Genomic DNA, 26,054 nt, shown 5'->3' on the forward strand with positions numbered 1-26,054 from the left:
CCTGAGAATATCATCAAGACATGAACATATTACCATTAGACGGAACAACCCTCCTTGTGAGCCTGGCACTTCTTGTGCTGGGCGTTCTCACTTCTATGCTCTCCCCTTTCTTCAGATTCCGCAAGAAAGTGCAGCCAACAGACGCCGCCCGTGAGCCCGCCGACACCGCTCCCCACCCGCTCCCTCCCCTGTCCATCGTCCTTACCCCGCACGACGAGGCCGACCGGCTGGCGCGCCACCTCCCCGCCCTACTCCAGCAGGACTACCCTTCCGGCTATCAAGTCATCGTCGTTGTGGAGCAGCACGACTCCAAAACACGGGATCTGCTGAAGCGTATTCAGGCACAACACGAGCAACAGCCGTGCTACGCCAGCCTGTACATTACCTATATTCCCGACTCATCCCGCTACATGAGCCGCAAGAAACTGGCCGTCACGCTCGGCGTGAAAGCTGCGACCACAGAGTGGATCGTGCTCACCGAGGCCTGTTGCCACCCCGCATCCGACCAATGGCTCAAACACATCGGGCAGCATTGCGGCGACAACCGGCTGGTCATCGGCTACAACCAGTATGAGGAAGGCACGGCAGACTTCAAGCGATTCTCCCATGCCTACACTGCCCACTACCTGATGCGCGAGGCGCAAAAAGGCACGGCCTATCGTACCAACGGGACCAACATGGCCTTCCGAAAGAGCGACTTCATGGCCGGGAACGGCTATCTGGGCAACCTGAATCTTATCTGGGGCGAATACGATTTCATCGTCAACAAGTTTGCCACCAAGGGCACAACGGCCCTCGTGCTGGACAGCGAGGCCTACCTCATAGACGACGAACCCACGCCGAAAGCCTGGACCAACCGCCACATCTACTATTTAGAGACCCGAAAATACCTGCTGCGCAGCCGGCGTCACCGTCTGCTTTTCAATCTCGACCAGACAGCCCTGCACCTCAACTATCTGTTGCAACTGACGGCCATCGCCGTTGCCACCCTGACGGGCAACGTGTGGATACTCGCCGCCGCCGGGGTTGCCCTGCTGGCCACACTGGGTCTGCGCCTTTGCTTTGCCCATCGCGCGCTCAAGGCCATGGGCGAGAACGTGCCCCTCCTGAAGATTGTTCCTTTCGAGGCGAGCCTGATATGGCACCATTTGGGCTACCTCGTCCGCCACCGTATGGCCGACAAACTCAACTTCACGACCCATAAACTGTGAGTTCATGTCCCAACTCAACTATCTTCTTTACATCCCTGCCGAGTTCGACGAAGTGGGCATCCACCACGAGCTCGTCAGCCAGCTGGCGCAGGTCCTGGAGGCCAATGCCAAAGTGACGCTGGCCGCCCCGCGCCATCGGGTGGCCCTGCCCCCACTCGCCGAGTTCCATCTGGTGCACGTCTTCGGATGCTGGAATGCCGGTGCCGCCAAGCTGCTGGCCAAGGCCCACAAGCTCCATATCCCCACGGTCTACACCCCATTGGGCGGGCTTCAGCCCTGGATGATGAGACAGCACCGCACGGTTCGCCTCATGACCCTGCAAAGACGGATGGTGCGGCTGGCCTCGGCCGTGCATGTGTGCGGCAAGCTGGAATACGAAACTTTCGTTCGGCTGGGCTGGAATCCGCGGGTGGCCCTTATCAAGAACCCTGTGCTCACAAGTCTGTTTCAGTTCGACGACTTCTGCTTGGCGATACAGAGGCTCTACCGCAAGGTCATGGACACCAATGCCCGGCTGCTCCTGACCGACCGCTCCAAGCAGGCCGTCGCCCACCTGCTGCAGCTGGGTGTCGACGACGATGCCCTGCGCGACTCGTCGCTTTGCGCCGCCGTGAGGCAGGAATTGGCAGAACTCGCAGGGGAAGACTGGCGCATGATATGGCTCTATGCGGCCGATGAGCACGTAGACGAAACATTGAAAAAAGGACTGGAAAGAATACAATTTGCAGCCCCCACCCTCGTTATTGAAGACGTTGAACGGTTTGCCAGCAACACCATCTACGCCTCGGGCAGCCTTCCCGACGGGAAGATACTGTCGCGCAATATCCTGTTGCGCAACAAGTTCAACGAGAACATCAAGGAGGGCGAAACCGAAGAACGCAGGCTCTGCATAGGCATGCTGAACCTCAAATACGAGCTGGAACACCGCCGGGCTCCACTGCAGCATCTGGTCGATGCCTATGTGCTGACGAGGTATCACGACGTAGATGAAGACCGCCTCAAGGAACTCTTCCAGCTCGTTGGCATAGAGGATTTCTGTGCGAGAACGATGGCAGTGATGGGCCGCATGCTGGGCCTCACCGAAGGATTCATGCCCCTTCCACCCCGCGACGACACCGAGGCCCGCAGACTGGAGGCGGCCATGACCAAGACAGAGCTCTGGCCCGAATAGACCGGCACGCATACATCAGGGATTCACCACTTTATAATCAGCTATAGTATGAAGAGACACTATGACATTGAAAAGGACATGCGCTATCTGCAACTGCTTGCCAACACCTTCCCTACGATAGCCGAAGCCAGTACCGAAATCATCAATCTTCAGGCCATTCTGAACCTGCCCAAGGCTACTGAACACTTCCTTGCCGACATCCACGGCGAGTACGAGGCCTTCCAGCACATCCTGAAGAATGCCTCGGGCAATATCAAACGCAAGGTGAACGAGCTCTTCGGCACCACCCTGCGCGAGTCGGAAAAGCGCGAATTGTGCACCCTAATCTACTATCCCGAGCAGAAATTGAGCCTCGTCAAGGCCTCCGAAGAGGACATAGACGACTGGTATCACATCACGTTGCACCATCTTGTGGCCGTCTGCCGCGACGTTTCCAGCAAGTACACACGCTCCAAAGTGCGCAAGTCGCTGCCCGCCGACTTCTCCTATATCATCCAGGAACTGCTGCACGAGCGCACCGAAGACACCAACAAGACGGCCTACATCAACGTCATTGTCGACACGATCATCGCCACCGGACGGGCCGACGACTTCATTATTGCCATTTCCAACGTGATTCAACGGCTGGCCATCGACCGGCTTCACCTGCTTGGCGACATCTACGACCGCGGCCCCGGCGCCCACCGAATCATGGACATGCTTGCCACCTATCACCATTGGGACATCACGTGGGGCAACCACGACGTCATTTGGATGGGGGCCGCAGCAGGCAACGAGGCCTGTATTTGCAGCGTCATCCGACTGTCGCTGCGCTATGCCAATCTCACTACTCTCGAAGAGGGCTACGGCATCAACCTGGTGCCGCTGGCCACCTTTGCCATGGACGTTTACGCCGACGACCCCTGTGCGGAGTTCGTGCCCAAGCTGTCGGGCGGGGCCGATCACATCGACGAGAAGACCTTGCGGCTCACGGCCAAGATGCACAAGGCCATAGCCGTCATGGAGTTTAAGCTCGAGGCGCAGCTCTACGCCAAGCACCCCAACTGGAACATGCAGGACCGGCGGCTGCTCGATTTCATCGACTATGAGAAGGGAACTATCCGCCTCGAGGGCAAGGAGTACAAGCTTTCAAGCTGCCAATTCCCCACGATAGACCCGCAACACCCCGACGTGCTGACGCCGGAGGAGCACGACCTCATCAGCAAACTGCACCACAGCTTTACCGTGAGCGAGAAACTGTACAAGCACATCCGCCTGATGCTGGCCCACGGCTGCATGTACGGCATCTACAACGACAACCTGCTTTTCCACGCTTCCGTGCCCCTTGACGGCCAGGGAAAGTTGAAAGCCGTCGAGACTTTGCCCGGCCACAGGAGCAGCGGACTGGAGCTGATGACCGACATCGGGCAGCTCATCCGCACGGCTTTTCAGTCGGATTCCAACCCTGTTGAAAAGGATTATGCCACGGATTACTTCCTCTATCTGTGGTGCGGGCCCGACAGTCCGCTCTTCGACAAGTCGAAGATGGCCACCTTTGAACGCTACTTTATCAAGGAAAAAGAAACACATGAAGAGAAGAAAGGCAACTACTTCTTGTTCAGAGACAACGAGGATGTGTGCGACTACATCATGGATGCGTTCCACGTAACCGGCGCCAACCGCCACATCATCAACGGCCATGTGCCCGTAAAGGTCGGCAAGGGAGAGAACCCCATCAAGGCCAACGGCAAGCTGATGGTCATTGATGGCGGCTTCTCACAGGCCTATCACAAGGAGACGGGCATTGCCGGATACACGCTCGTGTACCACAGTCGAGGCTTCCAACTGGTGCAGCACGAGCCTTTCACAAGCACCGAAGACGCCATCCAGCGGGGCACCGACATCAAGTCGACCACGCAGATTGTCGAGATGTCGTCCCACCGCATGCTGGTGGCCGACACCGACAAGGGCCACGAACTCAACGCCCAAATCGAGGACTTGGAGGAGTTGCTCTTTGCCTATCGCCACGGTTACATCAACGAAAACGACGGCCGCAAATAGCCGTCGGGCGCGCCTCCGCCGAGCCGGCCCGCAGCCTGCACGCCCCGGAGGCGTTTTCATTGCTCCTTTTTGGCTGCGCGATTACGCCTTTTTGGCATTGCGATTACGCTGGAACGGCCGTGCGATTACGGCTTGTTCGCCACGCCTTTACGCCGTGGCCGCACAGCCATTCCGGCCGCTTGGCAGAGACACCGTAGGCTTGTCACACCCCAATAACAGCAAACCGGCCCTTGGAGCACTGCTCCAAGGGCCGGTTTTTCATGTCTTTTATGGGGATTTAGAAAGGCAGGTCGTCGGTGGCGTCACCGTTGGCGGTGCCCAGTGCATCGGCTGCCGGCGTTGCGGGAGCTGCGGCTGCGGGAGCCGACGAAATCTGGCTGGCCGGAGTTGCCATCGGTGCTTCGCCGCCCACGGCATTGGGATCAACGTGATCCACGCGGAAAGCGCTGATGTCGTTGAAGTATCTGTCCTGCCAGGCGCGGGCGTTGATGTCCAGCCAAACATGGACTGTGTCGCCCTGATGGATGTTGAATTGGGCCAGCTTGTCTGCGCCGAACACTCTGAAAAGACAGGCCCGTGGGTACTGGTCCTTGGTCTGAATCACAAACTCCTGAGACTTCCAGGCGTTGCCTGTACGCGCAGAAGTGCCTTCCTTGGCCGGATACTCCTTGATGATTACCCCCTCGACTTCTATTCCTTGTAATGCCATTGTTTGATATATATTAGTGTTATCAATTACATATTACGTGCGAAATTAAGAATTTTATTGGGAAAGAGCAAACTTTTCCACCTTAAAAAACAAAAAAGAAGAAAAATATACGGGCCGGCGTTTCTTTTCTCCTTTTTTATTATTATCTTTGTCATGGATTAGACGAAAACATTTATAAGACATACCTTCATGAGATTTACTTTATCCAGCACAGCGCTTAGCAGCAGGCTGCAGACCTTGGCCAAAGTGATTAACAGCAAGAATTCACTGCCGATACTCGAGAGTTTTCTGTTCCAGATTCACAATGGGCAGATTACCATCACGGCCTCGGACAGCGAGAACGTGATGCAGACCTCGATGCCTCTTGACGAATTTGACGCCGAGGGCGACTTTGCTATCCCCAACCGTACCATCCTCGACGCCGTGAAAGAGCTGCCCGAACAGCCGCTCACGTTCGAGGTGAACCTGGACACCTACGAGGTGACCGTGGGCTATCTGAACGGTCTGTACCACTTCACGGCCCAGAACGCGCAGGAGTATCCGCAGAGCGAGCCGCTCACAGACGACGTTCACGTCATCACGATGGATGCCGGCGTGCTCTGCGAAAACATCAACCGCACGCTCTTTGCCACCGATAATAACGAGATTCGACCCGTGATGAACGGTATCTATTTCGACCTCACGGCCGACTGTCTGGCCTTTGTAGCCAGCGACGGGCACAAGCTGGTGCGCTGCCGCAACTATGACATCAAGAGCGAAACGCCCGCCTCTTTCATCCTGCCCAAGAAGCCCGCCAACCTGCTGAAGAACGGGCTCGGCAAGGAAAGTGGCGACGTGGTGGTGAAGTTCAACGGCCGCGCCGCCGAGATTCGCTTTGCCGAAGGGCTGCTCCGTTGCCGCCTCATCGAGGGCGTATTTCCCAACTACAATGCAGCCATTCCCAAGGACAACCCCAACGAACTCACCATCGACCGCAAGGCTCTGCTGAGTGCCATCCGCCGCATCCTGCCCTTTGCCAGCATGAGCAGTCAGCTGGTGCGCTTCCGTCTGGAGGCCGGCAAGCTGGAGGTTTCGTCCGAAGACCTCGACTTTGCCACCAGCGCCAAGGAGACTTTGGTATGCGAATACAACGGCCAGCCCCTGCAAATCGGCTTCCGAGGCGACTTCCTCACCGAGATTCTCAACTCCATCGACACCGAAGAAATCAAGGTGCAGCTGGGCGACCCAAGCCGTGCCGGCATCGTGTTGCCCGTCACGCAGTCGGAGAAGAACGAGGATGTGCTGATGCTCATCATGCCGTTGCTGCTTAACGATTGAGGGGCGGAATGAAGCTCAATCTTACCAAACCGCTGATTGTCTTCGACCTGGAGACAACGGGATTGGATTTGGTCAACGACCGAATCATCCAGCTGTCGTACATCAAAGTGATGCCCGACGGTGATGAAGCGCGCAGGAATCTCTTCATCAATCCCGGGAAACCCATCCCGCAGTTTGTGCAGGACCTGACGGGCATCACCGACGACAGCGTGAAAGATGCGCCCACTTTCAAGCAGGTGGCCGCGAATCTGGCCGAAGAACTGGGCGGCTGCGACTTCGCCGGATTCAACTCCAATCGGTTCGACATACCCATGCTGGCCGAGGAATTCCTGCGGGCGGGCATCGACTTCGACTTCAGCCGCTGCCGGCTCATTGACGCGCAAACCATCTTTCACAAGATGGAACAGCGCACGCTGGCCGCGGCCTACAAGTTCTACACTGGGCGCAAGATGGAAGAAGACTTCCGTGCCCATCAGGCCAACGAGGACACAGAGGCCACCTATCAGGTGCTCATGGGCGAACTCGACATGTACAATCCCGAGACGGCCGAGGAGCCCGACCGGGCCCTGCCCAACGACATGGACACGCTGGCCGAGTTCTCAAGGAACAACGACAACGTGGATTTCGCCGGACGTATCATCTGGCAAGACATGAAAGACAGCCAGGGAAACCCGCTGCTCGACGCCCAGGGCAAGCCCCGTCGGCAGGAAGTGTTCAACTTCGGCAAGTACAAGGGGTGGGTGGTCACCGATGTGCTCCACCGCGATCCGGGCTATTTCAGCTGGATATTGTCGTCGGAATTCACGCTCAACACCAAGCAGGTGCTTACCCGCATCCGCCTGCGCGAGGCAAAGCTGAACATGAATGTGAAATAAAACGTGAACTGCAAATCTCTCTTGGCCACCCTCTGCATCGGTCTCCTTGCGGCTCTACCCGCCACGGCTCAGGAGCTTGATGCCAAGATTACGGTGAACCACAATCAGATTCAGGGTACAGATGCGTCGGTCTTCGACAACCTGCAGCAGACGTTGCAGACCTTTGTCAACGACCGTCAGTGGACGCATCTGCAATTCCAAAAGGTGGAACGCATCTCCTGTAGCTTCAATATCACCGTTACAAAATACGACCAAACCACAGGCCTTTTCACCTGCAAGGCGCTCATTCAGGCCAACCGTCCTGTCTACAATTCCGCCTATACCACAACGCTGTACAGCAATACGGACAACGACTTCAACTTCCGCTTTGCCCAGTTCGACCAGCTTGAGTGGAACGAAGAAACGGTGGACAACCAGCTCACGGCCCTCTTTGCCTATTACGCTTACCTCTTTATTGGCCTCAATCTGGACAGCTTCGCCCCCATGGGAGGCGAGGATGTGCTGCAGCGTTGCATGAATTTGGCCAACAATGCACAGAACCTTGAGTTCACGGGGTGGAAGTCGTTCGACAGCGACCGCAACCGTTTCGCCATCATTAATGACTATCTGGACGGGGCCATGCAGCCGTTCCGGCAACTGCAATACGACTATTACCGCAAGGGATTGGACGAAATGGCCAACAATGCTGAGCGCGGACGCACGGAGGTGACCGCCGCCCTCGAGAACGGATTGAAGAAAAGCCATGAGAACAAACCGTCGAGCATGCTTCCTCAAATCTGGACAGACTACAAGCGGGACGAGCTGGCCAACATCTACAAAGGCAAGGGCACGCAGAAAGAGAAAGAGGCTGTCTACGACATTCTCTTCTCTATCAATGCCTCCCAAAACAACTCTTGGGAGAAAATCAAGCAATAAATCTTTATGTTAAAGCAACTCTACGTCAAGAACTTTACGCTCATCGACGAACTGAACATCGCTTTCTGCCCCGGCTTTTCCGTGATTACAGGCGAGACGGGCGCCGGCAAAAGCATCATCCTTGGAGCCATACACCTGTTGCTCGGACAGCGGGCAGACACCAAGCAAATCAAGGCGGGATGCAGCAAATGCGTGGTTGAAGCTCACTTCAATCTGGCGCGATACAACATGGAAGAGTTCTTCATCGAGAACAATATAGACTATGAACCCACCGATTGTATCATCCGCCGTGAGGTGAATGCCAACGGCAAGAGCCGTGCTTTCATCAACGATACACCAGTGTCGCTGAATGTAATGCGCGACTTGGGCGAGCAGTTGGTCGACATTCACAGCCAGCATCAGAACCTGTTGCTGCAAAAAGAGGACTTCCAACTCAACGTCGTCGACATCATTGCCGGCAATGGAAAGTTGTGTGCGGCCTATGCAGACAGCTACCGACACTACCGTCAGGCGCAACGTGAATACGAGGCCTTTCTTTCCGACAACGCAAGGAGTCATGAGAATGAGGAGTTTCTGCGGTTTCAGTTTGCCGAACTTGACAAGGCGCAACTGCTGGCCGGCGAGCAGTCTGAACTGGAACAGCAGGCACAAACACTAAGCCATGTTGAGGACATCAAGAGCGCGCTCTTCGATGCTCAGCAGAATCTCTCTGGCGAATCGGCCGGCGCATTGGAGCTGGTGAAGCTGAGCGCCGGACGCATGAACGACATCAAGGAGGTGTTTCCCGAAGTCAAAGACACGGCCGAGCGGCTGGAATCGGCCTATATCGAGCTCAAGGACTTGGCGCGTGGAATCGACTTACAGAACGAGAATGTCGACTTCGACCCGCAGCAACTGCAGGTGCTCAACAACCGTCTGGACTTGATTTACGGGTTGGAACAGAAGTATCACGTGGACAGTGTTGAGGATCTCATTGCGCAACGCGACCGCATTCATGGCGAATTGGAGAACATTGACGGCGGTGAAGAACGGTTGCAGGAACTCAAGGCAGCCGTAGACCAAGCCTACAATGCGTGCATGGAACGGGCACGTGAACTAAGCGACGTGCGCAAGAAAGCGGCTGCCAAGGTAGAAGCCGAGATGCAACAGCGACTGGCTCCACTGGGTATTCCCAACGTCAGATTCTCCATAGGGCTCGCCGTCAAGGAGTGCTCGCCGTCGGGAATAGACAAAGTTTCGTTCTTGTTTAGCGCCAACAGCAGCACCCCGCTCCAGCCCGTCGCCCAGGTTGCTTCGGGTGGAGAGATTGCGCGGGTCATGCTTTCGCTCAAGGCTATGATTAGTAAAGCCGTGAGGTTGCCCACCATTATCTTCGACGAAATTGATACGGGCGTCAGTGGACGAGTGGCTGAAAAGATGGCGCAAATCATGCGTGAGATGGGCGACAGCAACCGGCAGGTGATCTCCATTACCCATCTTCCTCAAATCGCGGCCGTGGGAACCACCCACTATAAGGTGAGCAAGGAAGAGACAGCACAGGGCACCGTGAGCCACATGCAAATGCTGACGCTCGACGAGCGCATTGCCGAACTGGCACAAATGCTCAGCGGCAGCAGTATCACCGAGGCTGCTATGGAGAATGCCCGCACGCTCCTGGCCAGTGCCGCTTCGGATGCCGACTCAACAAACACGAAGTAAAGATTCCAATATGATGAGAAGATTCAAGATATATTCCTTGTTGATTGCAACCGTTTGCTTGGCTCCTTCCGGTGCATGGAGCCAGCCGGCCGCAGTGAAACAAGCCGCTCAAAGCGTCTTCACATTGACCACTTTCAATGCCGACGGCACCATTCACAGCTCCACCCATGGCGTGTTTACGGGGAAAGACAACGAGGCCATCGCCATGTGGCATCCCTTTGATGGCGCGCAAAGGGCCGTGGTAATCGACATGCAAGGCAGGCAACACGAGGTGGAAGCCATGCTGGGCGTGTCCGAGCTGTACGACGTGTGCCGCTTCCGTGTGCAGGGCAAGGCACTCAAGAGTCTGCCTATAACCACCAGCGACGAGGCCCCGGCATCGGTCTATTTGGTGGATTACAGTCCTAAGAAACCGACCGTCACGAGACTGACTCCACAGCGCATTGAGAAGTTCATGACCAGTAACAACTACTATGTTTTCAACGATGTAGACATCAGCTCCACCGCCTTGGGGTGCCCCATTGTCGACGATGCAGGTCGGTTGTTGGGCATCATGCAGCGGCCTGAAAACGGCGGACAGGCTTTCTCTTCAGACGCTCGTCTCACCACCACTTTCGAGATAAACGGCCTGACGCTCAACGACCGCACCATGCGGGCAACGGGCATACGCACCGCCTTGCCCGACGATGAGCAACAAGCCACACTCACCCTCATGATTGCTGCACAGCAGACTGACAGCGCCAAGGTTGCGGCTTACATCGACGAGTTCATTCAGAAGTTTCCCACTTCGACCGAAGGCTACAACACCCGCGCTAACCAATACCTGCGCCAGGGCAAGCTCGACCTGGCAGATGCCACCTATGGACTGGAGGTGAAACGGGCGGAGAAGAAAGACCAAGCCTACATGGACTATGCCAAGGCAGTGTACCATGCCTTGCTCACGGGCGTTGATTCCACCTACACCAAGTGGTCGCTGGCCAAGGCACTGGAGCTGGCCCAACAGGCGTACAGCCTGACCCCCCTGCCCGTCTACAAGCATTTGCAGGCTCAAATCCTCTTTTCCCAAGAGAAATATCAGGAGGCTTACGAGCAGTTCATGGAGTTGCAGAAGACCGCATTGGGGAACTATGGCGAAGTGTTCTATGAGGCTGCCCAGTGCAAGATACAGCTCAAGGCACCCTTGGCAGAGACCATGGCTCTGCTGGATTCGGCGGTCAACGTGCAGAAAGGGCCGGCATCGGCTCCGTATGTGCTGGCCCGTGCCCGCGCCTACGACGCTACGGGCGAATACCGCAAGGCCTTTGTGGACTATCTTGCCTACGATTCACTCATCAATTATCGCGGCACGCACGACTTCTATTACACGAAGTACAGGTGCGAAATGAAGCTTCACCAGTACCAGATCGCCCTGAACGACATAGCCCACGCCATTGTGCTGAACCGCACGGAACCCACCTATTATGCCGAGATGGCCAGTCTGCAGCTGCGCATCAACCAGCCCGCCGATGCCATCAAGACCTGTAATCTGGGGCTGCAGATTACCCAAGACTACCCCGACCTCTATATCATTATGGGCATTGCACAGTGTGAGAGCAAGCAGAAGGAGGCCGGACTGCTCTCCCTTCAGAAAGCCAAGGAACTGGGAGATTCCCGTGCAGACGGTCTCATCAGCAAGTATAATAAATAAGGTATAGGCGTAGCCTCTGCAAGAGGAAGCCCAAACAAGAAAAGGACGCGCCCCGACTGGGGCGCGTCCTTTTCTTGTTTATGCCGCGTAGCAATGATTCCTTTAGAACTTGTAACCCATTGTGAGCAGAAGTTGATGGCGCTTGTTGCTCACTTTTACGGCGCTTGCGATATTGCTGTCGGCCGCATTGTTGGCAAAATAGCTCATGAAAGGATAGAAATCGCCGTTGGTCTGCGTGTACTGATAAGCCAAATCCACGAAGAATTTCTTCATGCTGTAGCCGAAACCGCAGGTTATCCGATTGGTGCTTTTCCAGTTGGTATAGTCGGTAGAGGTGGCATAGGCCGAACCGGGAGACGAGATACTGCCGTCGCGATAGCCGTCCTTGTTGAACATCGGGCTCAGATAATTGTAGCCCAGACGGATGGCAAAGTTGTCGACGGGCTTGTACTCGAGTCCCGCCTTGATGGTGCTCACGCCCTTGAGCGTGGCCGACGTGTGGTCGTTCATGCCGTTGTCGCTGTACGTATTCTCGTAGTAGCTGCCATCCCAATAGTCATAATAGCCCCCGTCGTTGATGCGATTGTCTATGCTTCCATAGTCGGCATACTCATAAGTAAGGCCCAGAGCCAGATCCTTACCGATGGTGTGGCCCAGGCTGGCGCCGAACTTCCATGGTGTGAACACCTTGAAGTCGTAGTTGGCATGCTTCCCTTTATCGACGTGTCCGGCGGCATCAGTCATGGTGATGTCGTTGGCGCCGTCGAGGCTTAGGTCGTACCACGTCGGTGTGTTTACATAGGCGCCGATGCGGAATGGCGAGCCATCAATCGGGCGGAAAATAACTCCCGCCTTCACGTCAAAGCCGCTGCCGTCGATGCGCAAGTCCTCCCACGACTCCGAAGTTGCGCCTTTCTCCAGATTCTCCGTATAGTAACTGTTGCTGCGGTAGTTCACATCGTGCAGTCCAAAGGTCACTCCAAGGAACACCCTGTCCTTGATATTGCCGCTCAGGTTGAAGCTGTACTCGCCGATATATCCCTTTTGATACTGGCCGAATGCGTAGGCCGTGCCATTCAGATAGTCCATGCCCGTCTGCTTTCCGTTGGCATCGAGGATGGGTGTCATCAGCTCGGCGTAGTTGGCATCCACGCCGTTCCAGTTGAGTTTGTTGGCATAAGGATATTTCACGGCCGACAGTTTATTCTGCGAGGCATTGCTCAAGCTGCTTCCGGCCGTGAGAATCTGGTCGAAGTTGCGGCTCTTGTGATAGTTGAAAGCAAAGTTCAGGTAGCCTCTTTCGCCCGAGCGCATGGAATAGACCAACCCTATCTGGTCGAAACTGGCGTTCGTCTTGTTGCCTTTGATACCGATGTTAATGTTGCCGTAAGAGACGTTCGAGGTCTTCTCTCCCTGCTGGGTCACCAAGCCTCCGGACAGGCTAACCTGGCTGGAACGGAACAGACCGACGCCCGCCGGGTTGGTGCTGATAGTCGAAATGTCGGCCCCCAGTGCCTCCATGGCCCCTCCCATGCCCACATAACGGGCCGTACCATTCAGGTCGTTATCCACCAGTTTGGTATCCTGATAAGTCTCCTGGGCAGCCATGGGCACTGCCATGAGTGCCAGTGCTACCATCAAAACATATTGAGTTTTCATAAGTTCGTTTTATTTTAACATGACATTTTGTATTGAATTAACGCCGGCCGCCACCGAAATGACCGCCGCCACCGCCAGAGGAATGGCCACCGCCGAAGCCGCCGCCCGACGAACGGGCGCCACCGAAGCTCCCTCCGCCCATGTTGCCGCCACCGAAACTGGGAGACGACATGGAGCGCGTGCTGCGGCCAAAGCTGCCCTGATCGTTGTAAGTGGGCATCTGCCGGCTTGGCATCCGGCCACCAAACGAGCGGTTGCGGCTGCTACGCGAGGTATAGCTGCTGGTGGGGCCGTTGCCGTTGATGCCCGCCGAGCGGCCGAAACGGCCGGAGCCGGCACCTGCATTGCGGCCGCCAAAGGTCCAGTTGCGGTTGCCCGTGAACCCACGCGGGTTGCCTCCGGGCACCACCGCATAGCCGCCGCGAGGCCATCCCCAGTAGCCCCAGCCGTACCAACCGCCGTAATAGGGGCCGTACCAACCGGCGTAGCCGTAGTACCAAGGATTGTACCAGCCATAATACCAAGGGTCATACCAGCCCGCGTAGCCATAGCGCCACGGGGAGTACCAGCCGCCGTACCAGCCGTAACGCCACGGTCCATAGCCGAATCCGGCATACCAGGGGCCGTAGTAATCGTCCCAGAAGCTCATCCGTCGGGTGTAGGCATAGTCCTCGTCATCGTCGAAACGGGCGCTGCCCGGATACACGTAGGCCGTGTCAATGTACGAAGAATCGGGATAGACGCCCCGTCCCGCCTGGAACGTGATGATGTCGTTCCCCAGCGAGTCGGAGCCTATCTTCTGATAATAACTGCGGAATCGGCCGGCACGGTTGTACTCGTCTATACTGCGACGGCTGCCCCGATAGTAAGCGGGGGCATCGTCGGCAATATGGCTCTTGACAGCCTTCGCGGCCTTATCCGGGGTAAAATAAAGGTCGTCGTCCTGAGCCTGCATCTGCAAGGGCATGGCCCCCGCAACAGCTAAAAGAAATAACAACTTTTTCATCTTCTTCTATTTTAATCGTTCTCCTTTTCATTTGCAACCGGCATCGGCCTTTCAAGAAAGAACCAAACGCTCTTGTTGACGATACAAAAATAGAGCATAACTACCTGCAAAAGTACGGAAAAACCCTAAATAATGGTAGGTTTTTCCCTATTTTAAGTAATTTTGCAGCATCATAAATACATGTCATGAAATACATTGTAGCAGAATTTAAAATAGCCTGTTCCCCGGAGCTTTTGCAGGTGGCCTGCGACTTGGTGGCCGATGCAGCTGGCGAAGCCGGCTTTGAATCGTTTGAAGAGACCCCCGACGGCCTCAAGGGATATGTTCAGGAACAGCTCTTTGACCGCGAAATGCTCGACCGCAATCTGGCCGAACTGCTCTTGGACGCCGCCACCGTGAGCTATACCCTCCACCCCACCGAGGACAAGGACTGGAACGAGCAGTGGGAACAGGAGGGCTTTTCCCCCATCGACATCGGCGGCCGGGTGCTCATTTACGATGCCCGCCAGCCGGCCCCCGCGATACCCGCCCAGGCCGTCGGTGTCTCCATCCGCGCCCGGCAGGCCTTTGGAACCGGCACCCACCAGACCACGCGACTCATGATTGCCTCGCTGCTGAACTCGCCGTTGCAAGGCAAGCGCGTGCTGGACTGCGGATGCGGAACGGGAGTGCTTGGGCTCGTGGCGGCCAAACTGGGCGCCCGCGAGGTCGTGGCCTACGACATTGACGAGTGGAGCGTGGAGAACGCCAAGCACAATGCGCAGGAGAACCATGTGGAAAACCTCACCGTTCTGCACGGCGATGCCCAGGTGTTGTCCCACGTATCGGGCCTGTTCGAGCTGGTGATGGCTAACATCAACCGCAACATTCTGCTGCACGACATGCCGGCCTTTGCCGAAATGCTGACGGCCGACGGCACGCTTATCATCAGTGGATTCTACGAAGAGGATGCGCCGTTGCTGCTGGCCGAAGCCGAAAAATCGGGCTTCCGCGAGCAAGGCCGGCAAACCGAGGACCGCTGGTGCTGTCTGCGGCTGGCCAAATAAATGGTCAGTAACAAGCAATGAAAAAAGCGATAAGGCCGTGGGCCTTATCGCTTTTTCAGTTTCAATCGGGGTATCTTGATGCTTTCGCCGGCCTTGAACTCCGTCCTGCCGCCGTTCACCGCCTCGACATAACACTCCATGCCGGGCCCGAGACTGGACTTGCTGATGCTGGTCAGCGTCTGGCCGGCACGCACGGTCACCGTGCGCTCTATGCCCACAATGTCGTAGGCCCCGGTGCGCACCCTTGCGTCTGTCTTGATTGCCGGCAGGGCCTCGGCTTGTGCGGCGGGTGCAGTCTGGGGCTTGGTTTCTGCGACTTTAGGCTTGGCCTCTGGAGCTTTGGGCTTGATTTCTGGGGCTTTAGGCTTGGCAACCTCCTTGGGCTTAGGCTCTTCGGCGGACTTTGCCACGGGCTTCGCCTTGGGTTCGGGCTTTGCCACGGGTGTGGTTTGCCGTTCTTCGCGTTGCGGTTCCACCGTTTTCGCCTCGCGTTCAGGCCGTATTGGCGACGCGATTTCACCGTTATTCTCGGCCGTTTCCGGCGTGGCGGCAACGGCTTGCTCCGGCTGAACAGCAACGGAATCCTTTTGGGGGCTGGCCGAGGGCTCGCTTACTGTGACTATCGAATCCTCCAAATACTTGAGTCGGTATTCGCGATCGATGAGCAGATAGCCCATGTAGGCCAGCCCGCCCACGCATACCAGCAGCAAGAACGCCGCTGCCTTGAGCTGCCGGACGACTTTGCGATGCTGCTGTTCCATCTGGGCTTGGAACCCCCAAGTCTCCTCTCTCATGCGGGCCATTTCCGCCCGTTCTTCCTCATTTTCGGCCGCCGGCGCAGGAGTCTCTACGGGTGTCGGCGATGCCTCGGCAGCGGGTTCGGCCTTCGTCTGCTCCCTTACGGGGGGCTGCTCCGCCCGTTGCCCGTTGAGGAAAGCCAGCTGCATGGGCGAGAGACGAACCCGTTCTTCTTGCTCCACCGCCACCACCGGCCGGGGGCTCGCCACCCTACGCTCCTCTCCGTTCAGGATAGCCAGCATATCGGTGGACAGGCTGAGGGGTGCCGTCTCTGCCGGCGTCTCGGCCCCGGCCTCAGGTGCAGGTTCTTCCTCCGCGGGCTCGTCTTCCTCCGTCGGCTCGGCAAAGCGTGTCTCTATCTGGGTCGGTTCGGCGGTCTCCACGGGCTGCTCCGCGGGCTGTTGCTCCTCAACATTCTCATCTTCGGCCTGTTCGGGCTGTTCGGTCATGCTGTCCTCGAACCTCCGGTCTATCTCCTCGAAGTCCACCCCATCGTTCAGTGCCACGGTCTCGAACTGGGCGAAAGGACGGTTCACCTGGTCGCGCAGTGCAGCATCGGCCACAAAGCTGATCTTGTCGCGCCCCTCAATGACGATGGGCTCACCGGAGTTCACGTCCACACTCTTGCGCGGGGCCACGCTCGTCACCTTGAACGTGCCCAGCCCTTTCACTTTCACCTGCTTGTCATCGTGCAGCCCCTCGTTGATGACCTCGAACATGCGGGCCACGAATTGCTCGGCGGCCGTCTTGTCCAGTCCGTACTTGGCCACCAGTATGCGGGCTATTTCCTTGTTTCCTATCTTGCTCATGTGTCGTGCTTTGCTTAGCTGTTTCTCAACTCGTCCTTGACCGAGGCCACCGGTTTGAAGCCCAGTACCAGCTTGGGCGGCACCAGCATGCGCTGCTGCGTGCCCGGATTCACAATGATGCGCTCCAGTCGTTTCTTCACCTCAAAGGTGCCGAAGCCCGTCACTTGCAGGCTGTCGCCGGCCTCAAACCGACTTCCTATCTCCTCCAGCAGGCTGTTCACCATCTTCTGTGTGTCGGCCTGGGTGTGGCCACTTTGCTGGGCCAACGCTGCGATAAATTCCTTGTTGTTCATGTTTCACCGTATAAGTCGAATTCGTCACTGTCTGTTATCTTTACATCGTAGAAGCTGCCGATGCGCAGTCTGCGCTTCTCTGCCGGGATGAGCACCTCGGGATCCACCTCCGGCGAGCACGCCTCCGTGCGGCCGATGTAGTAGTCGCCCTCCTTGCGGTCTATGACCACGCGGAAAGTCTGCCCCACTTTCGCCGCCTCTATCTCTGCGCTGATCTCTTGCTGCATGGCCATCAGCTCGTCCAGCCGCCGGCTCTTCACCGCTTCGGGAACGTCGTCTGCGTAATGCTTCGCCGAATAAGTGCCCTCCTCTTCCGAGTAGGCAAAGGCCCCCATCCGCTCAAACCGTGCCTCGCGGACGAAGTCGACCAGCTCGCGGAAGTCCTCTTCCGTCTCGCCGGGAAAGCCCACCATGAGCGTTGTGCGCAGTGTAATGCCGGGCACGGCGGCGCGAATCTTCTCCAGCAACGCCAGTGTCTCGGCCTTGCCCACGTGGCGGTGCATCCGCTCGAGCATGTGGTCGGAAATGTGTTGCAGGGCAATGTCCAGATATTTGCACACGTTGGGCTTGTCGCGCATCACGTCGAGCAGCTCCAGCGGGAACTGATTGGGGTAGGCATAGTGCAGCCGAATCCACTTCACGCCCTTGATGTCGGCCATCCGACTCACCAGTTCCGCGATGCGTGGCTTCCCATAAAGGTCTACACCATAGTAGGTTAGTTCCTGTTCGATAATCTGAAACTCTTTCACTCCCTCGGCTGCAAGCTGCTCCACTTCCAGCAGCACATCCTCCATTTTGCGCGAGACATGCCTGCCCGTAATCAGCGGAATGGCGCAATAGGCACAGTGGCGGTCGCAGCCCTCGGCTATCTTCACATAGGCATAATGGCGCGGCGTGGTGAGCGTGCGGCCCATTCCGGCCCGCTTGCGGCTGGCCGTGAATGTCTGCATTTCCTCTGCTGTGCGCCGTGCGGGGCCCAAATCCTGCAACAGCTGCTTGAAATTGAACTTGCCGTAAAACTTGTCTACCTCGGGAATCGACTTCTCCAACTCGTCCTGATAACGCTGCGAAAGGCAGCCCATCACAAAGAGCTGGCCAAGCCGCCCCTCGTTCTTGGCCTCTACAAATTCCAGTATGGTGTTGATACTTTCTTCCTTGGCACTCTCGATAAAGCCGCAGGTATTGATGACGGCTATCTCTCCCTGCGGCCGCTTGGCATCGTGCACACAATGATAGCCGGCCTCTTCAAACAGGCGCATCAGCCGCTCCGAATCCACCAAATTCTTGGAGCAGCCCATGGTTATAATGTCTATTTGGTTCTTCTTCATGGTTTTAGAACAGGGAGTCCACGAACTCCTTGCGGTTGAACAGCTGGAGATCCTCCATCTTTTCTCCCAGTCCGATATACTTCACCGGCACCTTCAACTGGTCGGAAATACCGATTACTACGCCTCCCTTGGCCGTGCCGTCGAGTTTGGTAATGGCCAGCGACGTGATCTGTGTGACGGCAGCAAACTGCTTGGCCTGCTCGAAAGCGTTCTGCCCCGTACTGCCGTCGAGCACCAGCATCACCTCGTCGGGGGCCGTCGGGATGACTTTCTTCATCACGTCCTTAATCTTCTTCAGTTCGTTCATCAGGCCCACTTTGTTGTGCAGTCGGCCGGCGGTGTCGATGATAACCACGTCGGCACCGTTGGCCTTGGCGCTCTGCAGTGTGTCGAAAGCCACGCTGGCAGGGTCGGCTCCCATCTGCTGCTTGATGACGGGCACGCCCACGCGCTCGCCCCAGATGGCGATTTGCTCCACGGCTGCTGCCCGGAATGTGTCGGCCGCGCCCAGGTAGACTTTCTTGCCCGCCTGCTTGAACTGGTAGGCCAGCTTGCCTATTGTGGTGGTCTTGCCCACGCCGTTCACGCCCACTACCAGTATCACGTAGGGCTTGTGGTCGGTCGGAAGCTCCCAGCTGTCGCCGTCGGCCGTGTGGTTTTCGGTGAGCAGCAGGGCTATCTCTTCCTTGAGAATCTGGTTCAGCTCCGCGGTCGAGACATACTTGTCACGCGCCACACGCTCCTCGATGCGCTTGATGATCTTGAGCGTGGTGTCCACGCCCACGTCCGAAGTAATGAGCACTTCTTCCAGATTGTCCAGCACCTCGTCGTCCACTTCCGACTTGCCGGCGATGGCCCGGGTGAGTTTCGTAAATACGTTCTGCTTGGTTTTCTCCAGTCCCTGGTCGAGCGTCTCCTTTTTCTTTCTGTTGAATAATCCAAATAATCCCATGGTGACATATTAGCTAATCAGTATGCAAATGTACTCAAAAAAGCCGAAAACATCCATCATATCCCCAAAAAGATGGCAAAAATATGTCTCCGTTCCATGCTTTTTGACCGTTCTTTGCTTGGCCATTCCACCGAAAACGCCTAACTTTGTCTTGCACATCAATCTTCCAACATGACAGAGACCCAGGCTCCACTCACCGTCTACAAGGCCAGTGCCGGCAGCGGAAAGACTTTCACTCTGGCCGTGGAATACATCAAGCTGCTCGTCCGGGAGCCGCAAAACTACCGTTATATTCTGGCCGTTACCTTTACCAACAAGGCCACGGAAGAGATGAAGACCCGCATTTTGGGCCAGCTCTACGGCATTGCCAACGCCCTGCCCGACTCAGAAGACTACATGGAGCAGATGCGCGCAGCCTTTCCGCGCATGACCGACGAGGCCATCCGGCGGCGGGCCGACGAGGCCATGCAGCTCATCATACACCACTACAACCACTTCAGGGTAGAGACCATCGACAGCTTCTTCCAGAGCATCCTGCGACATCTGGCCCGCGAACTCGGGCTCACGGCCAATCTCCAGATAGGGCTCAACGACCAGGAGACGGAGAGCCAGGCAGTAGACCACATCATCGAGAACATCCAGCTCGACTCCGACCCCCTGCTTTCCTGGATTATGGACTTCGTGACAGAGAAGATGAGCGAGGAGAAAAACTGGAATGTCATCGGCCGCATCAAGGAGTTCGGCCGCAACATTTTCAAGGACTTCTACAAGACCCACCAACGCGAACTGAGGCGCATCATGGGCGAGCCCGACTTTTTCAAGGCCTACACCAGCCGTCTCCACGCTCTGAAAGCGACGGCCGTCAAGACCATGGCCGGCCTTGCCTCGGAATACCAGGACATCGTGAACCGCCACGGACTGTGCGACAGCAACTTCTACCAGGGAGGCAGAAACGCTCCCGGCTACTTTGCCAAGCTGGCCAAGGGACAGTTTGTCGACGACAAGATACCCAACTCCTATGTGGCCAAGGGCATCCTCGACCACACCGAGCTGGTCAGGAAAGCCGACGCCGGAACGCCCGAGGCGCAAATCATCGTCGGCCAGGTGGGGCCGTTGCTGGCCCGGGCCGAGGAGGAGCGCAAGCGGCAGAGCATTGTGGTGAACTCCGTAGACCTGACGCTGAAAAACCTCAACGAGCTGCGGTTGCTGGGGCGCATCGAGGAAGAGGTGAGCCGCATCAACACCGAAAACAACAACTATCCGCTGAGCAACACGCAGAAACTGCTCTCCGATCTCATCGACCACCAGGACTCGCCATTCATCTATGAACGCACGGGCAGCCACCTGCGCTACATCATGATCGACGAGTTTCAGGACACAAGCACCATTCAATGGGCCAACTTCAAGGTGTTGCTCGACGACTGTCTGGCCCACAACAACGGCTCGCTCATCGTGGGCGACGTCAAGCAGAGCATCTACCGCTGGCGCAACGGCGACTGGCGGCTGCTCCAACAGCTGTCGCCCGAGCGCGACTCCCGCATCCGCATCCGGACGCTCGGCACCAACTACCGCTCCAAACGCAACATCATTCGGTTCAACAATGCCTTTTTCCAGGCTGCCGCCCAGGCCACTGCCGACGAGGCTTTGGCCGGTCTCGAGCAGCACGGCGCGGCCACATCCCTACTCCAGGAGGCCGAGGACATTCGCCGGGCCTACGCCGATGTGGCACAGCAAGTGTCGCCCGGCCATCAGCAGGAGCCTGGGAACGTGGCCGGTTCGGTTACCATCCGGCTGCTGCCCAAGGCCGATTATGAGGAGAACATGGTGCTCGAGGTGAAGCGCACGCTGGAACATCTGCTCTCCTTCGGCATCCCCTCGCGCCGCATTGCCATCCTTGTGCGCAAGAACAAGCACATCCAACTCCTGGCCAACCACTTCCAGCAGAATCCGCTTTCTGTCCGTGGAGAGGAGACGATGGCCAGCATGGTCTCCGACGAGGCCTTCCGACTGGACGCGTCGCTGGCCGTATGCACCGTGGTCAGGGCCATGCACTTGCTGGGCCATCCCGACGACCGTCTTGCCACGGCAGCACTGGTCAAGACCTACCGCAAGATATGCAACGGCGAGGCAGAAGCCACCGATACCCATCTCTTTGTCGGCCGCGACGACCTTCGTGCCCTGCTCCCCGCTGAGTTGCTCGACCGCTGGACCGAACTGCTTACCACCCCACTCATCGACTTGGCCGAACAGCTCTACCGCATATTCGGCCTTCACCGGCTCACGGGCCAGAGTGCCTACATGTGCGCTTTCTTCGATCAGCTCTCGGCTTTCGTGCAGAACCGCATCGCCGGCATCGAGGAATTTGTCGAAGAATGGGAAAGCGTCATCTCGTCCAAGTCCATCCACTGCGACGATGTGGACGGCATTCGGCTGCTCACCGTACACAAAAGCAAGGGGCTTGAGTTCGACCATGTCATCATCCCCTACTGCGACTGGGAGATAGAGAAGAGCACCGACGTTCTGTGGGTGTCGCCCGCGACAGCTCCCTACAACGACCTGCCCGTGGTGCCCGTCAACCTGTCGGCCGGCCGGCTCCAGGCTTCCATCTATGCCGCGGAGTATCAGAGCGAACACCTGAAAAACCTCACCGACAACCTGAACGTGCTCTACGTGGCCTTCACCAGGGCCGAACGCAACCTCTTTGTCATTGGGCGCAAGGACGATGCCCAGTATCCTTCGGCCCTCATCGGGCAGGTCATCGGAGGAGGATTCGGCGGCATGCTGCCCGACCATACGGTCGAAGAGGATGCCGACGGCATCACCACCTTTCGCCTGGGCACGCTCTGCCCCTCGGTGGAGCGGCAGAAACGCGAGACGCTCAACGTTTTCAGCCAGACCGAGGAGGGCATTGCCATGCACATCCGCAACTATGATGTCAAGGCATCTTTCTGCCAGAGCAGTGGCAGTCAGGACTTCATCACCCCCGACGACGAGCTGCAAACGCAGGAGCAACGACGTGAATACATCCAGACAGGAAACGTTCTTCACAGTCTCTTTGCCTCCATCCGCAACATCGACGACGTGCCCCGCGCCATTGACCGGCTGGAGTTCGACGGCGTGCTTTACGGCCAGACCATGAGCCGCGAAGAGCTTCATCGCATCATCGACGCCCGGTTGCAGTCGCCACAGGTGGCGGCATGGTTTGCGCCTCACTGGCAGGTTCTCAACGAGTGCACCATCCTCTCCATAGACCCCGCCTCGGGGCAGGTCAGAGAGCAACGCCCGGACCGCGTCATCTACGACGGGCGGCAGCTCATCGTCATCGACTTCAAGACCGGAGCCGAACGTGATGCCCACCACGCCCAAGTGCGCCGCTACATGCAGTTGTTGCGCGACATGGGCTACCCGCGGGTGAGCGGCTGCCTTTGGTATATCCGTCCCAACCGCGTGGTACCCGTGTCCGAGGCCAACCTTTTCCCACCATCCAACATCGATCCGGCATGAACTCCTTTCTCCAATATGTAGCCCGCGACATGCTGGCCAAGCACCCCGAGGGTCTGAACGACGTGGCCGTCGTCTTCCCGAACAAGCGTGCCTCGCTCTTTTTCAACCAGGCACTCTGCGACGAAGTGGGCAAGCCCCTGTGGAGTCCGGCCTATATCGCCATCAGCGATTTCTTCCGCCGCCACTCCGAGCTTCAGGTGCCCGACCCCATCCAGCTCGTCTTTCGTCTCTACAATGTGTTCTGCGAGGTCACCGATTCCTGCGAGTCGCTCGACCATTTTTACTCATGGGGCCAGCTGCTGCTGGCCGACTTCGACGACCTCGACAAGAACATGGCCGATGCCGACAAGCTCTTTATCAATCTCGAAGCCTGGCAGGAGCTCAAGGATTTCTCGTTCTTGACCGAAGCCCAACGGCAGAGTCTCGAAGACTTCTTCGGCAAGGTGATGGACGACACCGAGATGCAACAACGCTTCAACGACGTCTGGCGTCACCTTGGTACCATCTACCATCGCTACCGCCAAAGCCTCGAGGCCGACGGGCTGGCCTACGAGGGCATGCTCTACCGCCGTGTGGTGCAGAGCCGCGACATCGATTTCCACTACCGGCACTACATCTTTGTGGGCTTCAACCTGCTGCAAAAGGTGGAGCAACGGCTCTTCCGCCGGCTCAAGGAAGAGGGGCGCGCCGAGTTCTACTGGGACTACGATGAGGCCTTTGTCCGGGACAACCACGAGGCCGGCCGCCATATCGCGGCCAACCTCGACAAGTTTCCCAACGAGCTTTCGCCGCAACGAATCTCGGCCGGTCTATCGCACGATGAGATCTATACGGCCATGTCCGTGCCCAAAGACATTGCTTATATCTCTGCGCCCACGGAGAATATTCAGGCCCGCTACGTGGCTGAATGGCTCCGTCAGAACGGGCGCATTGCCGACGGTAGCCGCACGGTCATCGTGCTGGGCAACGAGAATCTGCTGGAGACTGTGGTTCACTGTCTGCCCGATGAGGTGAAAGACGTGAACATCACCACGGGCTATCCGCTGGCTTCGTCGCCGGTGGGTACGCTGGTCAATGCCCTCATCGATCTTCAGCTCCATGGCCATACCGACCACTCGGACAACTACCGACTGCGGCAGGTGGCCCAAGTGCTGCGCCATCCCTATGCCAAATACATTTCGGCCGACTGCTCCGCATTGCTCCAGCACCTTGCCGCCCACAACCTCCACTTCCCCAGCCGCCGCCAGCTCACCGAGAGCTACGGCGAGGCCTTGGGCGAACTCTTCACCACATTGCAGCCCACCGACGGCCGTCTGCCCCTGCTGGGCTGGGTGGCGGGCTTGCTGAAACGGGTGGGTATTCACTCGCGCGACACCGACGATCCGCTGATGCACGAGGCCATTTTCCGCATGTACACACTCGTCAACCGTCTCGACAGCATCATGATTCCCGTTGCAGCCGACACCGCTCCCGCGGCAGCCGGTGTGGATCCCAAGAGCGGCCGGCAGCTGGTGAGCCTCTCCATCCTGCAACGGCTCATGAGCCAGGTGGTGCAGTCCACCACCATTCCCTTTCACGGCGAGCCGTTGCTGGGCATTCAAGTGATGGGCGTGCTCGAAACGCGCAACCTCGACTTCGACCATGTGCTGCTGCTCTCATGCAACGAGGGCAACCTGCCCAAAAGCGTCAACGATGCTTCCTTCATCCCCCACTCGCTCCGCGCCGGTTACGAGCTCACCACCGTGGAGAACAAGGTTTCCATCTATGCCTATTACTTCTACGCCTTGCTTCAGCGTGCCGGAGACATTACACTGGCCTACAACAACTCCACGGACGATGGACACAAGGGCGAAATGAGCCGGTTCATGCTGCAGCTCATGGTGGAAAACCACCAGCGTCACCGCATCCGCTACGGCACATTGCTCTCCGGGCAGCAGGCCACGCTCATTCAGAGACGGCCCATTGAGAAGACCAACGAGGTGCAGGAGCGGCTCTTGGGCATCCCCAACCTCTCGCCATCGGCCATCAGCCGATACCTGCGCTGCCCCTTACAGTTCTACTATAGTTCGGTGTGCCGGCTGCGTGAGGACGCGGCCAACAAGGAAGATGAGATAGACAACGTAACCTTTGGCAACATCTTCCATCGGGCGGCCGAGCTTGTGCACCTCCACCTTTCGCACGACTGTCGGCAGCAAGTCACGGCCGAGGGCATCGCACGTCTGCTCAAAGACAAGACGCAACTCGACGCACTCATCGACCGTGCTTTCCGCAATGTGCTGCTCAACAACGACGATGCGGGCCCGCGCATGCAGTACAACGGACTGCAAAGGCTCAATAAAAAAGTGATCCGACTCTATGTGGAGCGGCTATTGGCACTCGACAGACAGCTGGCCCCGTTTGACATCTTGGCATTGGAACAGAGCTTCCATGACAAACTGACATTCACCGTAAACGGACGGTCCCACACCGTCGACATCGGCGGGCAGATAGACCGGCTCGACCGCATCACGCGCCAAGGGCAGAGCGTCATCCGCGTGGTGGACTACAAGACGGGCAGTCCTCTCAGCGCCCGCCCAGGCAATATAGAGGAGATATTCAATCCCAAGAACGTAGACACGAAGCATTCAACTTATTATCTGCAGGCGTTTCTCTACGCCGGAATCATCCGTCACGGCACCGAGGTGCAACCCCAGGTGAATCCCGAGGGGCTGGCCGTGGCTCCGGCTCTTTTCTTCATCCGGCAGTCGGCCACCGAGGACTACGACCCCACGCTGACCTTGGCCCCGCCCAAAGGAAAGCGCGAAGCGGTGACCGACATCGACACGAAGTACGACGAATTTATGGCAGCCCTGCGCACGCTCGTGGCCGAAATCTTCAACCCGGCCGTTCCTTTCAACCCCACTGCAGACGGAAAGCGTTGCATCAACTGCCCTTACAACAGCATCTGTGGCCTGTAATCCGGGCGGAGACTCCAGCCGGTGAGCACATATGTAATAAGGTGGAAACCGTTAAAGCACGCACGGCTCCCAACTTTGG

Annotated in this window: 18 protein-coding genes; 11 read left to right on the forward strand and 7 right to left on the reverse strand. The window is 57.4% G+C overall.

Translation table 11 applies throughout. From position 1 onward, the window contains the following. The first annotated feature begins 20 nt into the window (after nt 1-20). From PREDE_RS02995 to PREDE_RS03005, 3 genes are read left to right on the forward strand one after another with little or no spacing between them, the layout of a single operon-like run. The gene (locus PREDE_RS02995) at nt 21-1,211 is read left to right on the forward strand and encodes a glycosyltransferase (RefSeq protein ID WP_005843458.1); all 1,191 of its coding nucleotides are present in this window, start codon (nt 21-23) and stop codon (nt 1,209-1,211) included. 4 nt (nt 1,212-1,215) lie between these two features. Next, nucleotides 1,216-2,382: a glycosyltransferase gene (locus tag PREDE_RS03000; RefSeq protein ID WP_005843456.1), complete on the forward strand. Its 1,167-nt coding sequence runs from the start codon at nt 1,216-1,218 to the stop codon at nt 2,380-2,382. A 48-nt stretch (nt 2,383-2,430) separates the two neighbouring features. Then, complete coding sequence (locus PREDE_RS03005; protein WP_005843454.1) at nt 2,431-4,422, forward strand: fructose-bisphosphatase class III; 1,992 nt, start codon at nt 2,431-2,433, stop codon at nt 4,420-4,422. Between the two features lie 277 nt (nt 4,423-4,699). Here the strand turns inward: PREDE_RS03005 and PREDE_RS03010 are convergent, their stop codons facing one another. Next, the gene (locus tag PREDE_RS03010; protein WP_390183293.1) at nt 4,700-5,116 is read right to left on the reverse strand and encodes a DUF3127 domain-containing protein; all 417 of its coding nucleotides are present in this window, start codon (nt 5,114-5,116) and stop codon (nt 4,700-4,702) included. A 204-nt stretch (nt 5,117-5,320) separates the two neighbouring features. Here PREDE_RS03010 and dnaN point away from each other — a divergent pair, with 204 nt between their 5' ends. The 5 genes from dnaN to PREDE_RS03035 are packed head-to-tail and all read left to right on the forward strand — an operon-like array spanning nt 5,321 to nt 11,623. Next, nucleotides 5,321-6,448 carry a DNA polymerase III subunit beta gene (gene dnaN / locus PREDE_RS03015; RefSeq protein WP_005843448.1) on the forward strand — a complete coding sequence of 376 codons (1,128 nt, stop codon included), beginning with the start codon at nt 5,321-5,323 and terminating at the stop codon, nt 6,446-6,448. Nucleotides 6,449-6,456: 8 nt separating this feature from the next. Further along, nucleotides 6,457-7,323: a 3'-5' exonuclease gene (locus PREDE_RS03020; protein WP_005843446.1), complete on the forward strand. Its 867-nt coding sequence runs from the start codon at nt 6,457-6,459 to the stop codon at nt 7,321-7,323. Between the two features lie 21 nt (nt 7,324-7,344). After that, nucleotides 7,345-8,238, forward strand: a complete 894-nt coding sequence (gene porD, locus PREDE_RS03025) for a type IX secretion system protein PorD (protein WP_015298419.1) — start codon at nt 7,345-7,347, stop codon at nt 8,236-8,238. 6 nt (nt 8,239-8,244) lie between these two features. Next, entirely contained in the window at nt 8,245-9,936 is a 1,692-nt protein-coding gene (gene recN, locus PREDE_RS03030) for a DNA repair protein RecN (protein WP_005843443.1), read from the forward strand. A gap of 10 nt (nt 9,937-9,946) precedes the next feature. Next, nucleotides 9,947-11,623 (forward strand): trypsin-like peptidase domain-containing protein, encoded by a 1,677-nt coding sequence (locus tag PREDE_RS03035; protein ID WP_005843442.1) that lies wholly within the window; start codon nt 9,947-9,949, stop codon nt 11,621-11,623. A gap of 102 nt (nt 11,624-11,725) precedes the next feature. On the opposite strand, the gene PREDE_RS03040 is transcribed toward PREDE_RS03035, so the two are convergent. Both PREDE_RS03040 and PREDE_RS03045 read right to left on the reverse strand, forming a co-directional pair. Continuing rightward, nucleotides 11,726-13,282, reverse strand: coding sequence for an OmpP1/FadL family transporter (locus PREDE_RS03040; protein WP_005843441.1), 1,557 nt, complete (start codon nt 13,280-13,282; stop codon nt 11,726-11,728). Nucleotides 13,283-13,319: 37 nt separating this feature from the next. Further along, the gene (locus PREDE_RS03045) at nt 13,320-14,288 is read right to left on the reverse strand and encodes a hypothetical protein (protein ID WP_015298421.1); all 969 of its coding nucleotides are present in this window, start codon (nt 14,286-14,288) and stop codon (nt 13,320-13,322) included. A 185-nt stretch (nt 14,289-14,473) separates the two neighbouring features. Here PREDE_RS03045 and prmA point away from each other — a divergent pair, with 185 nt between their 5' ends. Further along, nucleotides 14,474-15,334: a 50S ribosomal protein L11 methyltransferase gene (prmA, locus tag PREDE_RS03050; protein ID WP_005843436.1), complete on the forward strand. Its 861-nt coding sequence runs from the start codon at nt 14,474-14,476 to the stop codon at nt 15,332-15,334. A 44-nt stretch (nt 15,335-15,378) separates the two neighbouring features. Here prmA and PREDE_RS03055 read toward each other — a convergent pair whose 3' ends face one another. Genes PREDE_RS03055 through ftsY form a run of 4 tightly spaced genes read right to left on the reverse strand, consistent with a single transcriptional unit; the run spans nt 15,379 to nt 19,514 of the window. Then, the gene (locus tag PREDE_RS03055; protein WP_005843434.1) at nt 15,379-16,941 is read right to left on the reverse strand and encodes an HU family DNA-binding protein; all 1,563 of its coding nucleotides are present in this window, start codon (nt 16,939-16,941) and stop codon (nt 15,379-15,381) included. 14 nt (nt 16,942-16,955) lie between these two features. Beyond that, nucleotides 16,956-17,234 (reverse strand): HU family DNA-binding protein, encoded by a 279-nt coding sequence (locus tag PREDE_RS03060; RefSeq protein ID WP_005843432.1) that lies wholly within the window; start codon nt 17,232-17,234, stop codon nt 16,956-16,958. Next, the gene (gene rimO, locus PREDE_RS03065) at nt 17,231-18,562 is read right to left on the reverse strand and encodes a 30S ribosomal protein S12 methylthiotransferase RimO (RefSeq protein ID WP_005843430.1); all 1,332 of its coding nucleotides are present in this window, start codon (nt 18,560-18,562) and stop codon (nt 17,231-17,233) included. The genes PREDE_RS03060 and rimO overlap by 4 nt, the downstream gene beginning before the upstream one ends. Nucleotides 18,563-18,566: 4 nt before the next feature. Continuing rightward, complete coding sequence (gene ftsY, locus PREDE_RS03070; RefSeq protein ID WP_005843428.1) at nt 18,567-19,514, reverse strand: signal recognition particle-docking protein FtsY; 948 nt, start codon at nt 19,512-19,514, stop codon at nt 18,567-18,569. Nucleotides 19,515-19,685: 171 nt separating this feature from the next. Here ftsY and PREDE_RS03075 point away from each other — a divergent pair, with 171 nt between their 5' ends. Further along, entirely contained in the window at nt 19,686-23,018 is a 3,333-nt protein-coding gene (locus tag PREDE_RS03075; protein WP_005843425.1) for a UvrD-helicase domain-containing protein, read from the forward strand. Further along, nucleotides 23,015-25,975 (forward strand): PD-(D/E)XK nuclease family protein, encoded by a 2,961-nt coding sequence (locus PREDE_RS03080; protein ID WP_005843423.1) that lies wholly within the window; start codon nt 23,015-23,017, stop codon nt 25,973-25,975. The genes PREDE_RS03075 and PREDE_RS03080 overlap by 4 nt, the downstream gene beginning before the upstream one ends. Nucleotides 25,976-26,054: the final 79 nt, after the last annotated feature.

Source organism: Prevotella dentalis DSM 3688 (genome assembly GCF_000242335.1).
Lineage (GTDB): Bacteria > Bacteroidota > Bacteroidia > Bacteroidales > Bacteroidaceae > Prevotella > Prevotella seregens.

Coding starts and splice junctions, on each gene's coding strand:
- PREDE_RS02995 (WP_005843458.1), top strand. CDS start 21: ATGAACATATTACCATTAGACGGAACAACCCTCCTTGTGAGCCTGGCA.
- PREDE_RS03000 (WP_005843456.1), top strand. CDS start 1,216: ATGTCCCAACTCAACTATCTTCTTTACATCCCTGCCGAGTTCGACGAA.
- PREDE_RS03005 (WP_005843454.1), top strand. CDS start 2,431: ATGAAGAGACACTATGACATTGAAAAGGACATGCGCTATCTGCAACTG.
- dnaN (WP_005843448.1), top strand. CDS start 5,321: ATGAGATTTACTTTATCCAGCACAGCGCTTAGCAGCAGGCTGCAGACC.
- PREDE_RS03020 (WP_005843446.1), top strand. CDS start 6,457: ATGAAGCTCAATCTTACCAAACCGCTGATTGTCTTCGACCTGGAGACA.
- recN (WP_005843443.1), top strand. CDS start 8,245: ATGTTAAAGCAACTCTACGTCAAGAACTTTACGCTCATCGACGAACTG.
- PREDE_RS03035 (WP_005843442.1), top strand. CDS start 9,947: ATGATGAGAAGATTCAAGATATATTCCTTGTTGATTGCAACCGTTTGC.
- PREDE_RS03040 (WP_005843441.1), bottom strand. CDS start 13,282: ATGAAAACTCAATATGTTTTGATGGTAGCACTGGCACTCATGGCAGTG.
- PREDE_RS03045 (WP_015298421.1), bottom strand. CDS start 14,288: ATGAAAAAGTTGTTATTTCTTTTAGCTGTTGCGGGGGCCATGCCCTTG.
- prmA (WP_005843436.1), top strand. CDS start 14,474: ATGAAATACATTGTAGCAGAATTTAAAATAGCCTGTTCCCCGGAGCTT.
- PREDE_RS03055 (WP_005843434.1), bottom strand. CDS start 16,941: ATGAGCAAGATAGGAAACAAGGAAATAGCCCGCATACTGGTGGCCAAG.
- PREDE_RS03060 (WP_005843432.1), bottom strand. CDS start 17,234: ATGAACAACAAGGAATTTATCGCAGCGTTGGCCCAGCAAAGTGGCCAC.
- rimO (WP_005843430.1), bottom strand. CDS start 18,562: ATGAAGAAGAACCAAATAGACATTATAACCATGGGCTGCTCCAAGAAT.
- ftsY (WP_005843428.1), bottom strand. CDS start 19,514: ATGGGATTATTTGGATTATTCAACAGAAAGAAAAAGGAGACGCTCGAC.
- PREDE_RS03075 (WP_005843425.1), top strand. CDS start 19,686: ATGACAGAGACCCAGGCTCCACTCACCGTCTACAAGGCCAGTGCCGGC.
- PREDE_RS03080 (WP_005843423.1), top strand. CDS start 23,015: ATGAACTCCTTTCTCCAATATGTAGCCCGCGACATGCTGGCCAAGCAC.